At 42.0% G+C, this 13,599-nt stretch carries 14 protein-coding genes and 1 tRNA gene; 10 read left to right on the forward strand and 5 right to left on the reverse strand.

The features are described 5' to 3' along the window. Nucleotides 1–30 precede the first annotated feature (30 nt). Entirely contained in the window at nucleotides 31–1,080 is a 1,050-nt protein-coding gene (rsgA, locus tag BM156_RS12145; RefSeq protein ID WP_093920157.1) for a ribosome small subunit-dependent GTPase A, read from the forward strand. A 54-nt stretch (nucleotides 1,081–1,134) separates the two neighbouring features. Here the strand turns inward: rsgA and BM156_RS12150 are convergent, their stop codons facing one another. Next, nucleotides 1,135–1,536, reverse strand: coding sequence for a Fur family transcriptional regulator (locus BM156_RS12150; protein WP_093920158.1), 402 nt, complete (start codon nucleotides 1,534–1,536; stop codon nucleotides 1,135–1,137). Between the two features lie 208 nt (nucleotides 1,537–1,744). Here BM156_RS12150 and BM156_RS12155 point away from each other — a divergent pair, with 208 nt between their 5' ends. Both BM156_RS12155 and BM156_RS12160 read left to right on the forward strand, forming a co-directional pair. Continuing rightward, nucleotides 1,745–2,653, forward strand: coding sequence for an NAD(P)/FAD-dependent oxidoreductase (locus tag BM156_RS12155; RefSeq protein ID WP_093920336.1), 909 nt, complete (start codon nucleotides 1,745–1,747; stop codon nucleotides 2,651–2,653). A gap of 61 nt (nucleotides 2,654–2,714) precedes the next feature. Beyond that, nucleotides 2,715–3,491, forward strand: a complete 777-nt coding sequence (locus BM156_RS12160) for an MBL fold metallo-hydrolase (protein ID WP_093920159.1) — start codon at nucleotides 2,715–2,717, stop codon at nucleotides 3,489–3,491. 88 nt (nucleotides 3,492–3,579) lie between these two features. Here BM156_RS12160 and BM156_RS12165 read toward each other — a convergent pair whose 3' ends face one another. Both BM156_RS12165 and BM156_RS12170 read right to left on the reverse strand, forming a co-directional pair. After that, nucleotides 3,580–3,981 carry a GFA family protein gene (locus tag BM156_RS12165; RefSeq protein ID WP_093920160.1) on the reverse strand — a complete coding sequence of 134 codons (402 nt, stop codon included), beginning with the start codon at nucleotides 3,979–3,981 and terminating at the stop codon, nucleotides 3,580–3,582. 216 nt (nucleotides 3,982–4,197) lie between these two features. Then, nucleotides 4,198–4,273, reverse strand: a tRNA-Lys gene (locus tag BM156_RS12170). 295 nt (nucleotides 4,274–4,568) lie between these two features. Here BM156_RS12170 and BM156_RS12180 point away from each other — a divergent pair. Beyond that, a complete protein-coding gene (locus BM156_RS12180; protein ID WP_093920162.1) occupies nucleotides 4,569–5,372 on the forward strand; it encodes an SDR family oxidoreductase in 804 nt (267 codons plus the stop codon). 5 nt (nucleotides 5,373–5,377) lie between these two features. Beyond that, nucleotides 5,378–5,788: an acyl-CoA thioesterase gene (locus tag BM156_RS12185; protein WP_212733506.1), complete on the forward strand. Its 411-nt coding sequence runs from the start codon at nucleotides 5,378–5,380 to the stop codon at nucleotides 5,786–5,788. Here BM156_RS12185 and BM156_RS12190 read toward each other — a convergent pair. Next, entirely contained in the window at nucleotides 5,778–6,416 is a 639-nt protein-coding gene (locus BM156_RS12190; protein WP_093920164.1) for a LysE family translocator, read from the reverse strand. The two genes, BM156_RS12185 and BM156_RS12190, sit on opposite strands and share 11 nt — an antisense overlap. Nucleotides 6,417–6,605: 189 nt before the next feature. On the opposite strand from BM156_RS12190, the gene BM156_RS12195 reads away from it, so the two are divergent. Genes BM156_RS12195 through BM156_RS12205 form a run of 3 tightly spaced genes read left to right on the forward strand, consistent with a single transcriptional unit; the run spans nucleotide 6,606 to nucleotide 9,824 of the window. After that, the gene (locus tag BM156_RS12195; protein ID WP_093920165.1) at nucleotides 6,606–7,517 is read left to right on the forward strand and encodes an alpha/beta hydrolase; all 912 of its coding nucleotides are present in this window, start codon (nucleotides 6,606–6,608) and stop codon (nucleotides 7,515–7,517) included. Continuing rightward, on the forward strand, nucleotides 7,517–8,047 hold the full coding sequence (locus tag BM156_RS12200) for an NUDIX domain-containing protein (protein WP_093920166.1): 531 nt from the start codon (nucleotides 7,517–7,519) through the stop codon (nucleotides 8,045–8,047). The genes BM156_RS12195 and BM156_RS12200 overlap by 1 nt, the downstream gene beginning before the upstream one ends. Next, nucleotides 8,040–9,824, forward strand: a complete 1,785-nt coding sequence (locus tag BM156_RS12205; protein WP_093920167.1) for an aminopeptidase P family protein — start codon at nucleotides 8,040–8,042, stop codon at nucleotides 9,822–9,824. The genes BM156_RS12200 and BM156_RS12205 overlap by 8 nt, the downstream gene beginning before the upstream one ends. Nucleotides 9,825–9,900: 76 nt before the next feature. Here BM156_RS12205 and rho read toward each other — a convergent pair whose 3' ends face one another. Then, a complete protein-coding gene (gene rho, locus BM156_RS12210; protein WP_093920168.1) occupies nucleotides 9,901–11,628 on the reverse strand; it encodes a transcription termination factor Rho in 1,728 nt (575 codons plus the stop codon). Nucleotides 11,629–11,991: 363 nt separating this feature from the next. Between rho and BM156_RS12215 the strand changes: the two genes are divergently transcribed. Together BM156_RS12215 and rpe are read left to right on the forward strand one after the other, a co-directional pair. Further along, nucleotides 11,992–12,858, forward strand: a complete 867-nt coding sequence (locus tag BM156_RS12215) for a sigma-70 family RNA polymerase sigma factor (RefSeq protein WP_093920169.1) — start codon at nucleotides 11,992–11,994, stop codon at nucleotides 12,856–12,858. Nucleotides 12,859–12,932: 74 nt separating this feature from the next. Beyond that, nucleotides 12,933–13,586, forward strand: a complete 654-nt coding sequence (gene rpe, locus BM156_RS12220; protein WP_093920170.1) for a ribulose-phosphate 3-epimerase — start codon at nucleotides 12,933–12,935, stop codon at nucleotides 13,584–13,586. Nucleotides 13,587–13,599 lie beyond the last annotated feature (13 nt).

Genomic DNA, 13,599 nt, shown 5'->3' on the forward strand with positions numbered 1-13,599 from the left:
GCAGTCCTTCTTTAGGAATTGAATGATCAAATGAATGATTTAAACTTATATGGTTGGAATGATTGGTTATTCCAGCAAAAAGAGGCGTCTGACTATTCCGGTTTTATCCACGGTCGGATTGCAGTTACGCATAAAACCTGTTACGAGGTGGTAACTGAAACAGGTTGCTATACCTGCGAGTTGACAGGCAATATGTTGTATGGGAAAGAGGACTCGGAATTGCCCTGTACCGGTGATTGGGTAATTTTTCAAGTCTTGGATGCCGATAAAGGGCTTATTTTAGATCGGTTGCCTCGCCGTAAAACCTTGTATCGATTGAAAAGTGGAACTGTTGCAGAGAAACAAGCGATTGCAGCACATGTCGAGCAGGCTTTTATTGTGCAGAGTTTGGATTTAAACTTCAACGTTCGTAGAATTGAACGAACCATGTTGCAAGTGGTAGCCGAGGAGATTCGTCCGGTGTTAATCTTAACTAAAACGGATTTGGTTTTTGAGGAAGCTGAAGTTAAGGCTGCCTTAAAACACCTGGGAAATAAGCTGCCTGTATGCTATACGAGTATTCATGATCCGGCGAGTATCGCAAAGCTACGAAGCTATATTGGTCGGGGAGAAACGGTGGTATTTATAGGTTCTTCGGGAGTGGGGAAGAGTAGCTTAATTAACCAGTTGTGTCAGAAAGAGGTATTGCAAACTGGCGCAATTAGCGGCTCAACAGGCAAGGGTAAACATACCTCCACACGACGAGAGATTATTTTACTGGATGATGCGGGCGTATTAATCGATACTCCGGGAATAAAGGTTTTTGGAGTCACCAGCGATGATCAGGATAAACTGTCTGAGGTGCTGGATTTAAGCCGTTTTGAGGGAGCATGCCGTTTTGCCGATTGTCAGCATGTCAACGAAAAAGGATGTGCGGTGATCAAGGCGGTTAACGATGGCGAAATAGAAGAGGGGGTTTATGAAAATTACCTGAAGTTAAGAAAAGAAGCCTGGCATTATACTTCCTCGGTGCATGAAAAACGAAAGCGCGAAAAGTCGTTTTCAAAGATGGTAAAGCAAGTCAAAAAGAAGCCTTTTTAGTGGAAAGGGATTGATGAGATAGAATAGCCTTGCACTATTGTTGTGAGGCTATTTTTATTCGTTTTCACACGTCGAATTATGAGAGGAGCATTTACTGCAAAGTCCGCTAAGCACGCAGTTTACACTGGCTACTTCATATCCTTCGGGAAGGGAAAAATGAACAGGTTCTTTCAGGCATTCAATCGAGTCGCAGCTGGTACATCGAAAATGAAAATGAGGTTCTTGTGGAGCATCACCCTCACATTTCATGCATACGGCAAAATATTGTTTTCCGTCCTCTGCAACAATCTTGTGTACGGTTCCGTCATGGCAAAATTGATTCAGCACACGATAGATTGTCGCTCGGTTAATGGGGATGTCAATGGCTTTCTCTATGGCTTCGTGACTCAGCGCCTTGCCTGATTGCGCCAGTAGCTTTAGAACAGCCTCTTTGGTTGGTGTGTTTCTCCTTTTCATCTGGTAAAATTAAGCTGTGTTTTGAATGTTTCGTTAAAAAAACAATCAATTTATTAATGCGACATTATTGCAATAATAAAGCTAACGATTAACTTTACCAAAAAAAAACATCAACAATAGACGCATTTTGGAATCAATGTCAGCGTCTTTCTTGCCTGATCACCCATTTTATTTAGCCGTTTACTTTATTCTTTTAAACAGTGATAAAATGGAAAAACAGAAAACTTTTGATGTAATTATTGTAGGTGGTAGCTATGCCGGACTTTCTGCTGCGATGGCTTTAGGGCGATCATTAAAAAAAACATTGGTGATCGATAGCGGACAGCCATGCAACAGACAAACACCGCATTCGCATAATTTCTTGACTCAGGATGGAAAGACTCCCGCAGAGATTTCCTTGATAGCCAAGCAGCAGGTTGAGAAATACGAGACGGTGACCTTTTATGATGGACTCGCCCTGTCGGGACAGAAAACAACTGATGGTTTCAGTATAAGCACTCAAGTGAATGACACGTTTCATGGCAAAAAGCTAATTTTTGCTGCAGGAATAAAGGACGAAATTCCTGCGATTCCTGGATTTATGGATTGTTGGGGAATTTCGGTCATTCATTGTCCTTATTGTCATGGTTATGAGCACCGAAACAAGAAAACCGGGATTTTTGCTGATGGCGAGAAAGCATTTCACTTGGCTTCCTTGGTTAGCAACCTAACTCCACATTTAACTCTTTTTACCAATGGCTCTTCCAATTTTAGCCCGGAACAAAAGAATAGGCTAAAGAAAAACAACATTCAGATTAATGAATCCAAGTTGGTTGCAATTGAGTATCGCAAAGGTTATTTGCAGCAGGTGGTATTTGAAAATGGAGCAAAAATGAGACTGGAGGCGATGTACGCGAGTATTCCTTTTCAACAGCAAACGGCAATCCCTGAAAGTTTGGGCTGTTCCTTAACCGAGCAAGGTTTTTTAAGTGTAGATCCTTTTCAGCAAACAACTGTTGAGGGAATTTATGCCTGTGGCGATAATTCAAGTCGGATGCGTTCAGTGGCTAATTCAGTGTCTACAGGCAATGTTGCTGGTGCTATGGTAAATATGGAGTTAACCAACGAAATGTTTTAGAAATGAACAGGATACTAAGTTATTCGTTGATTCTTTATATTTTCACAAACTACCAACCCAAATGACAAAAAGCAACTCGTTTTTAGCTACCTATGTGGGTGGTCCCACGGTAATTATAGAATTGGCTGGATTGCGGATTATGACAGATCCGACACTTGATCCAGCAGGAGTCTATGATTTAGGGCATATTACCCTTGAAAAGTATAAAGATCCGGCAGATGTTGATGTCGACAAAATTGACTTGGTTTTATTAAGCCACGATCAGCATCAGGATAACCTGGATGATGCAGGGCGTGAGTTGTTGACCAGAACACCTAAGGTTTATACAACCGTAATCGGTGCTGAGCGGCTAGGTGGAGGAACAATCGGATTGAATCCTTGGGAAGCAGATCACATCCAAACTCCTGATGGCTCGGAGCTGACAATCACTGCAACTCCGGCAAGGCATGGGCCAGCAGGAATTGAAAAGATAACTGGCGAAGTGATTGGATTTCTGCTTTCGGTGAAAGGGAAGCAGAACCTGGAATTATATATTACCGGTGATACGGTTTATTATGAAGGAGTGGCTGAAGTGGCTAAAAGATTTAATCCAAGTCATGTTTTTATTTTTGCTGGAGCTGCCCAGCCTAAAGGTGCTTTTCATGTTACCATGAGTGTGAATGATGCTATTGACACGGCTTTCAAATTTCCGGAGGCCATGATAATTCCATTGCACCACGATGGTTGGAAGCATTACACGCAGACTGGTGATGACCTTAAACATTCGTTTGCTGCAGTAGGTATTGATGACCGCTTAAGCTTGCTTCAAATAGGTGTTGAAGCGGTGCTGCAATTCTAATGCCTGGCATTTGGGAAACACAGGGATTAGAAAAGCAAGCGGGCCACATGGTGCAGCCTGAGTTAAAATCAGAAAGCAAAGTCAAAAACTATTGGGGCAGTTGGTCAAACTTGGGGACAAGTTCCAGCTCGTGGTCCCAATTGGCTTTGCTATCGATAAAGATATGTCCAATGGGTTTGTTGGGGACATCTGTGTCTAAGGAGCCTGCAGGAACCACCAACAGCGAGCCATTCATTTGTACGTTGGGGAGTGCTGATCCACAATTGGGGCAGAAGCTTTTTTCATGACGCGTTGGCTCCAGCTTGAAGGTTTTAACCTGATCTTTACCGGATAGCCAATTGAGCTTGGCAGAAGACGAAAACAGGTTAGCTCCATGCGCTGAGCCAGTGTCTTTCTGACAACGCTTGCAATGACAAAGGAAAAAGTGCTGGAAGTCTCCCTCTATTTCAAAAGTGATGTTGCCGCAAAGGCATGAACCAGTATGTTTCATTTGAATTACGATTTAGGTTAATAATTGGTCGTTCTATTCTCAACAGAAGCTTGAATAAAATGTTTGCAGATTGAATTAGCTTCTATTTATTGATCAATCAAAAAAACATAAAAAAGAAAAATTGAGCAACTATTGGGTTTGGAAATACCAACGAAAAGTTCGTTGCCTAAAACTAAAAAAGCCTTGCAAGTTATTTCTTGCAAGGCTTTTAATTCTTGGTGACTCAGCTGGGGTTCGAACCCAGGACCCCATCCTTAAAAGGGATGTGCTCTACCAGCTGAGCTACTGAGTCATCCTGTATGACTGCCCTTATTGTTTAAAGGCGGGTGCAAAGGTAAGTACTCAGATTTTAAATGCAAACTTTCCAGTGAAAATTTTGTCATTTTTTTGATTTTTTTTTGAAAATGCCTGGCTTTGAAGCTCTCTTGTAAAAAAAGATTATTTTTGCCGACAGCCCGGTTTCCTGTGAGCTTTGAAGCCGGCATGTAAATATTCTGATTGACTACTGAGCTGGTTGATTGATGCATTAAGAGCATTGGTGCTCTTTAGGTCAACCACCGTTAAGAATCTAAATAAAATATACCGAGATGAAAGACAAAATAGTCGTTATCACAGGTGCTTCTTCGGGCATTGGTAAGGCATTGGCTTATGAGTTCGCTTCGCGTGGAGCATCATTGGTCTTGGCTGCCCGCCGGATGGATCGCCTTCAACAGATAGAACAAGAATTGCCTGGGACTGAAATCCTGTCGGTTCAGGCAGATGTTAGTAAAGAGGAGGATTGTGAAAACTTGATGAAGCAGGCTGTTGATCGTTTCGGGCAGATTGATGTATTGATCAATAATGCAGGAATATCTATGCGGGCACTTTTTGCCGATCTGGATGTTAGCGTTATGAAACGCTTGATGGATGTTAATTTCTGGGGAACGGTGTATTGTACAAAGAGTGCTTTACCACATCTTCTGAAAACCAAAGGAAGCGTTGTTGGTGTTATTTCAATAGCCGGTTATGTAGGTTTGCCTGCGCGTACAGGCTATTCTGCTTCCAAGTATGCGATTCGTGGGTTTTTAGATGCCTTACGTATTGAAAACCTAAAAACAGGCTTACATGTGCTTGTGGCAGCGCCTGGTTTTACAGCGTCGGAAGTTCGGGAGGTTGCTTTAACGCAGGATGGAAGTGCACAAGGGCAAACGCCGCGCGATGAAAGTAAAATGATGACGGCTGAAGAATGTGCCAAGCATATTGCCAATGCAGTCAAAAAACGGAAGCGTGAGTTGATCCTTACGTTTGTAGAAGGAAAGCTAACCGTATTTTTAGGTAAGTTTTTGCCTCGTTTACTCGATAAATTGACGTTTAATCACATGCGAAAAGAACCGGATTCGCCATTTAAATAAGAACTATGCTGGTACACGAAACACAAGTGCGGGTCTATTATGAGGATACCGATAAAATGGGGGTGGTTTATTATGGCGTTTATCCGCGCTACTACGAGATTGGCCGAACAGAGATGATTCGAAGTTTGGGCGTTTCGTACAAAGATATTGAAGACACTGGTATTCTGCTTCCAGCACGAAGTTTGAATATCAATTACCTGAAATCGGCTTATTATGACGATTTGCTGACAATCAGAACCATTGTGGAAGCGATTCCAAAGGTCAAATTTCCAATTAAAACAGAGATTTACAATCAGCAAAATGAACTGATTAACGAAGGAGAAGTGGTTTTAGCTTTCTTTGATGGTAAGACCAATAAGCCGTGTCGAATTCCGGAGCAGTTCCGAACCGCGATGGAACCTTATTTTAAATCTTGAATTGGGTAATCAGTGAGTAAGCATAGCTGATGATCACAAAAACCCAAATGATCACACCGGCTACTTTATTGAACCACCATAATAGTCGTAGGTTAAAGCGATGGCGGAAGATGCCGACCAAGCTTGTTAGAACCAGCCACCAAGAGCAGGCTCCGGCAAAAACGCCAAAAACAACAAAGAACGCTTGATAGGGCTTTTCAATGTTTAAAACAATTCCCGTTCCGGCAAAGACAGCCAGGAAAACAAAAATCACCAACGGATTGGGAAAGGTAATCAGGAATGTGCTGATGTAATCCTGTAGGTAGGTCGAGCCCTTTCGCCGTGACCGGCGGATATCCTTTACCGGATTTTTCTGAAAAATATGAACTCCCAGCAGGAAGATGATCAAGGCACCCAGCGTTTGAAAGGTAAACTGGTATTGCCTGACAAAGTCGATAATCCACGACAAGCTAAAGCCCGCAATGATGGCATAGATCGCATCTGAAGTTGCCGCACCCATGCCCGAAACAAAACCGGCTACACGGTCTTTATTGACTGTTCGTTGAATGATAAGAACACCAATTGGGCCAAGAGGAACAGAAACGGCCAGCCCTATAATTATCCCTTTCAGAAATAAATCGAAAAACATGCTGCAAAAGTAATTAATTGATGAAAAATCCCTTATAAAGCATTTGACTAAAATTTAGTTTTAGGTCATATTATTTGTACTTTTACTCGGCTTCGCAAAAAGTTGACTGTTTTCACTGGTCATTCAGATGAAGATTAACAATTAAGTTCTGTCAAGTCCTAAAAAGATCATCACCTAAATTTTTAACGAATGAAACATCATTACTTACTCATTGTATTGTCGTTTCTATCAATACAACTTATGGCGCAAGATATTGAAATAAAACTATGGCCTAATGGCGCTCCCAATAAAAATAATCCTCCCGGAGCGGAAGAACGATGGACGGAAGGAGGAATTCTTCGATATAAAAATATTTCAGAAGCAGAAATGTATGTGTATCGACCGGATGATGCCATAAACACAGGAGCTGCTGTAGTTATATGCCCAGGAGGTGGTTATGTTATTGAGGCGATTGATCATGAGGGGGTTAAAATTGCAGAGTTTTTGCAAGCCAACGGGATCACCGGTATTGTTTTGAAATACCGCTTGCCTTACGGTAATTCCGAAATCCCATTGAGTGATGCTTTGCAGGCGATTCGAGTCACACGTTCTAAGGCCACTGAGTGGGGAATTAACCCTCAAAAGATTGGAATTGCCGGTTCCTCTGCGGGAGGTCATTTAGCATCAACCGCGGGAACCCATTTTGATGAAGGTAATCCGTTAGCCGCAGATAACTTACAGCAGTTGAGCTCACGACCTGATTTTATGCTTTTACTTTATCCGGTAATCAGTTTCAAAGAAGGAGTGGGGCATATGGGATCGAGAAAGAACCTGATTGGAGAGACTAACGATTGGAATATCGCGAAAAAGTTTTCCAATGAATTGTGGGTTTCTGAAAACACTCCGCCAACATTCTTTGTTCTTGCGGATGATGATCAGGCGGTAATCCCTGAAAACTCGATTTCATTTTACCGGGCTTTGAAAAAAAACAATATCCCGGCCGAATTACATATTTTTGCCAAAGGAGGTCATGGATTTGGAATGACGGATCGTGATATCCCGGCAGCTAAGTGGCCAGCGCTGTTTTTAGACTGGCTTAAATCGATTGGAATAACAAAATAATGATACACGCAAAACACCCTAATCTTATTTTTAACTATTGTCCGAGTTGTGGTTCTGAAGCCTTTCAGCAAAACGGAGATCGCTCCAAGAAATGTGATCACTGTGGTTTTCATTTCTTCTTTAATACTTCGGCAGCTGTTGCAGCGGTTATTACTGATGCAGAAGGACGCATCATGTTTACCCGCCGGGCAGTTCAGCCGCATAAAGGAATGCTTGACCTTCCCGGAGGTTTTGTAGATCCGATGGAAACAGGAGAAGTTGCTTTGGAGCGGGAGCTTGAAGAGGAACTTGGCGCAACGGTTAAGAAAATGAGTTATCTCTGTTCTTTCCCGAATGTTTATCCTTTTTCAGGGACACAAGTTTTTACACTTGACTTGGCTTATCAGGTTGAGCTGGAATCGTTGGAAAACCTAACGCCGATGGATGATATTTCGGGCATTGAGTTTTACTACCCCGATGAAGTTAACTTAGACGAATTGCCTGCGCAGTCGATGAAAAACATATTAAAAAAATTACAACAACATGGTTGAAACCATTCAAAATCGAATAAAAGGATTACGTGACGAGATGAAAAAGGCCGGAGTTCAGGCTTGGTATATTTCAGGAACGGATCCACATCAAAGTGAATATATGCCAGAGCATTGGCAAGCACGAAGTTTTATTAGCGGCTTTACCGGATCGGCCGGTTTGCTTGTGGTAACGCTGGATCGTGCTGCTTTATGGACTGATTCTCGGTATTTTCTGCAGGCTGGAGAGCAATTGGCCGGAACAGGAATTCAACTGATGAAGCAGCGGATGCCCGAAACTCCTGAACCAGCAGTTTGGCTGGGGAGCCAGCTAGAGGCAGGTGCAAAAGTTGGTACCGATTTATCTTGCCTTTCGGTGGCGCAATCGAAAAAGTTGCAGGCGGATTTGGCGGCTGCTGGCCTATCGTTGTGCGACACAGGCGACTTACTTCAACATATTTGGGAAAACCGCCCAGTTCTACCTGTTAATCCGGTGTTTGAACATCAACTGAAGTATTCAGGGAAAAGACGAACCGATAAGCTAAAGGAGATTCTTCAGTTTGCAGAGGTGAATGGCGCTAATGCGACTTTGCTGACTGCTTTGGATGATTTAGCCTGGGCTTTTAACTTGCGGGGAACAGATGTTGAATACAACCCAGTGTTTGTCGGTTTTGGCTTTGTGGCCGAAGGGAAGCACACCTTGTTTGTTGATCAGCAAAAGATCAATCAAGAGCTGAAAGATCAGCTTCAGGAAGATGGAATTGCTATTCAGGATTATGAGTCATTTTATTCGTTTTTAAAGGAACTGGATGAAGATTGTGTTGTAATGCTTGATCCGGCACGGACAAATGCAGCGGTACAAGCGGCAATCCCAGATAAAGTAAAAGTGATTGAGCAAACATCGGCCGCGACTTTGCTGAAGGCTCAAAAAACAACTTTCGAGATTATTCATATTCGCGAAACTATGAAAAAAGATGGTGTGGCGATGGTTAATTTCTTGTATTGGTTGAATCAGACGGCAGGTAAAGAACCGTTGACTGAATTTGACTTGGTCGAGAAATTGGAGTATTTCCGGGCACAGCAAGAGGAGTTTCAAGGAAATAGCTTTTACTCGATTGTTGGATTAAATGGTAATGGTGCGATTGTGCATCGTTCGGTGACCCGCGAATCTGCAGCTTCTATTGGTGATGAAGGAATGTTGCTCTTCGATTCTGGTGGTCAGTATTTGGGAGGAACAACTGATATTACCCGTACCATCACTTTAGGAGAGCCAACTGCTAAGCAAAAACGTGATTTTACGCTGGTACTGAAAGGGATGATTGGCTTGAGTCAGGCGAAGTTTCCTGCCGGAACTGTTGGTGCAAACCTCGATGTTCATGCCCGGATGCATTTGTGGAAAAATGGGTTGAATTATGGACATGGAACTGGTCATGGGATTGGCTACTTTTTGAATGTACACGAAGGACCGATGAGCATTCGGCAAGAATATAATGAGCAAACAATTAAGCCAGGGATGGTTATTTCGAATGAACCCGGACTGTATCGTGAAGGAGAATATGGGATTCGCATCGAGAATGTAATTGTATGTGCTGAAAGCGAAGAAACTGGGTTTGGACGCTTCCTGGAGTTTGAAACACTGACTTTGTGTCCTATCGATTTGAAATTGGTTGAAAAGCAATTGCTGAGCCAGGATGAATTGGATTGGCTGAATAGCTACCACGAAAAAGTTTATAAGCGATTGGAGCCACTTCTGGAAGATGAGCAACGCGTATTTTTGAAAGAACAAACCCGAAAGTTGTAAAATCGGACGAAATAAAATGAAAGAAGCTACTTGTATATACAAGTAGCTTCTTTGTATGTTATAAAGTCTATTTTTATCATTCGCTGTTCATCGAGATCAAGAACTCTTCGATAGAGTTGCTTCTCATCAATCTGGTTTTTATGAAATCCATTGCTTCCAGAGAATTCATATCGGCTAGGTAGTTGCGCAAAATCCAAATTTTGTCCATAATGCTCTTTGGCAACAATAGATCTTCGCGACGAGTACTTGAAGAAACGATATCCACCGCAGGGAAAATACGCTTGTTTGATAATCTACGGTCAAGCTGCAATTCCATGTTACCAGTTCCTTTGAATTCTTCAAAAATAACATCATCCATTTTTGATCCGGTTTCAGTCAATGCTGTTGAAAGAATGGTTAATGAACCTCCTTCTTCGATGTTACGCGCAGCACCAAAGAAACGCTTTGGTTTATGAAGTGCATTTGCATCAACACCACCCGAAAGCACTTTGCCTGATGCAGGAGCTACTGTGTTGTAAGCACGAGCCAAACGGGTAATTGAGTCAAGTAAGATCACAACGTCATGACCACATTCTACCATCCGTTTTGCTTTTTCAAGTACCATGCCGGCAACACGTACGTGGCGGTCAGCAGGCTCATCAAAAGTAGAAGCGATAACTTCGGCATTAACACTACGAGCCATATCAGTTACCTCTTCCGGACGCTCATCAATTAACAGAACGATCATGAAAACTTCCGGGTGATTGGCAGCAATGGCATTTGCTACTTCTTTTAACAACATGGTTTTACCTGTCTTTGGCTGGGCCACAATCAAACCACGCTGACCTTTACCTATCGGTGCAAACAAATCAACAACCCGGGTTGAGATGTTGTCATGTCCATTGCCGGTCAGGTTGAATTTCTCATTCGGAAATAATGGTGTTAAATGATCAAAAGGAACACGGTCGCGGATGTAGTCCGGTGTACGTCCGTTGATTTCCAGTACTTTGATCAGCGGAAAATATTTTTCACCTTCTTTTGGAGGCCGGATTGTACCTTTTACAGTATCTCCTGTTTTTAATCCAAATAATTTTATTTGAGACTGTGATACGTAAATGTCATCAGGTGAGTTCAGGTAATTGTAGTCTGATGAACGCAGGAAACCATAGCCGTCAGGCATGATTTCGAGTACACCTGAGTTGGTGATGATTCCCTCAAACTCATAAGATTTGTCAGATCCACCATTGCCATGCTTGCCTTTGGGATGCTGTTGCTTTTCCCATTTTGGGTGCTTTGGTTTGCGGTCTTGATGATCTTTTTGTGGGGTGTCTTTTGGTCCTCCTTGAGCTTGAGAAGATTTGTCAGCCTTTTTTACAGTAACTATTGGTTTTTGTTGAACTGGTTGGCTTTCCTCTTTAGGAGCTTCTTCTTTTTTGTCCTGAACAGGTGGAGTTACTGGCTTTTCCTCCGCGTTTTGGGGAGCTTTATCTCCAGCCTTTTTTGATTTGTCAAAGAATGAAGTAGCCTTGATTACAGTTGTCCGCTTACGCTTCTTGTTTTTAGGAGCTTCTTGTTGTTCTCCCTCGTTGGCTTGCTTCTTCTCTTGTTTATTATCTTGTTTTGGGGTGGTTGCTTTTGGTTTTGCTCCCTTGTCTTTTTTGGGTGGAGCTGCTTTTTTCTCAGAAGCGATGATCGCCTGAGTGTCTAAGATCTTGTAGATCAGATCTTGTTTTTTGTAGGATTCAACCTTTTTAATGTTAAGCTCTTTAGCTATTTCCCTCAATTCGGGCACAAGCTTTTTGCTTAATTCAATAATGTCATACATATTTTTTGAAAATTAATTACATCAATAAAATGCTTGGAGGAGAAAAGTAAAATGTCTTTTGGAAAATATCTTGGATAAAGTATCTATCGAATTATTCTGCAATAATAAGTAATAAGAACTTATTCCCCAAAAAAAGATTTTATTTTCTGAAGAGATTGTGGATTGCTTTCGTTCAGAATTATAAACAAAAAAACGCCTTTGGGGTTCATTCATAAAGGGAAACCGTAGGTTTATCATGAATTTTGTGCGCTTCGTGAAAAAAAAGTAAAGAATTATTATTTATCCACTTAATTAACTATTTTCACTACGTAAAAAGAAAATGCCTAAGGAAGATAAATTAATTGACCACTGATACTGAGCCGGATGAGACAGTTGAAAATTACCAAACAAGTTACGAATAGGGAGACCTTATCGTTGGATAAGTACCTGCACGAAATTGGCAAAGTGGAGCTGCTAACCGCAGAGCGGGAGGTAGAGCTTGCCAAAAAGATAAGAAAAGGAGATCGTGCGGCACTTGAGGAGTTGATCAAAGCAAACCTGCGTTTTGTTGTTTCTGTATCGAAACAATACCAGAACCAGGGGCTGAGTTTGCCCGATTTGATAAATGAAGGTAACCTGGGCTTAATCAAAGCAGCTGAGCGTTTTGATGAGACCCGGGGGTTTAAGTTTATTTCCTACGCTGTATGGTGGATACGCCAATCAATTTTACAGGCTTTAGCGGAGCAGGCCCGAATTGTGAGACTTCCTCTCAATAAAATTGGGTCGATCAATAAGATTAATCGTACATTTTCGAAACTGGAGCAAGAGTACCAGCGCGAACCAACATCGGAAGAAGTTGCCAAAATACTGGAAACAACGGCGGATGTGGTTGAAGATTCAATGAAGGTGTCGAGCCATCATGTATCAATGGATGCTCCAATGCGTGACGAAGATGGCAACAATCTTTACGATGTGATGCTTAATGATGAATCTCCCAGTCCCGAAGATGGTTTGTTGGATTCATCCTTGAAAAAGGAAATTGAACGAACCTTGGCAACACTAGGGGAGCGGGAAGCCGAGATTTTGAAGTACTATTTTGGCTTGAATGGCTACCGCCAACATACGCTTGAAGAAATTGGAGATATTTTTGGTTTAACACGTGAACGTGTGCGGCAAATCAAGGAGAAATCCATCAAGCGATTGAAAAATAATTACCGTAATCGCTTGCTGAAAGCTTACCTAGGGAAATAATAACCGATTCAGTTTATTTCTTTTTCCGATAATTAGGCGGAATGGCTTACCTTTGCCTAAAATTTTTTTAACTCATGACTACGCGATTGATAGCTCCATCTATTTTATCTGCTGATTTTTCTCGTTTAGGAGAAGATATTGAAATGATTAATCAGAGTCACGCTGACTATATTCACTGCGATGTGATGGATGGCGTGTTTGTTCCCAATATTTCTTTTGGTATTCCGGTAATCGAAAAAGTGGCAGAAATTGCTAAAAAACCGTTGGATGTTCATTTGATGATTGTTAATCCGGACAATTACATTTCGGCTTTTCAAAAGGCTGGAGCCGATATCCTGACAGTTCATTATGAGACTTGTCCACACTTACACCGGACGGTAAGTTCAATTAAGGAAGCTGGAATGAAAGCCAGTGTTTGTCTTAATCCGCATACTCCGGTTACTGTGTTGGACGATATTATCGGCGACCTGGATATGGTTCTGCTGATGTCGGTTAATCCGGGTTTTGGAGGACAGTCGTTCATTAAAAATACCTATAAAAAAGTACGTCTGCTGAAAGAGATGATCGCAGCTAAAAATCCGAGCTGCCTGATTGAAGTGGACGGAGGAGTGAATTTCGAAACTGGCCTTAATTTGTATGATGCCGGAGCTGATGTTTTAGTGTCGGGAAGCTTTATTTTTAAAGCAGATGATCCGATCGCTGCAATCAACCATTTTAAAACATTGTAACGGATTATGAATA

Source organism: Sunxiuqinia elliptica, assembly GCF_900113005.1.
Lineage (GTDB): Bacteria > Bacteroidota > Bacteroidia > Bacteroidales > Prolixibacteraceae > Sunxiuqinia > Sunxiuqinia elliptica.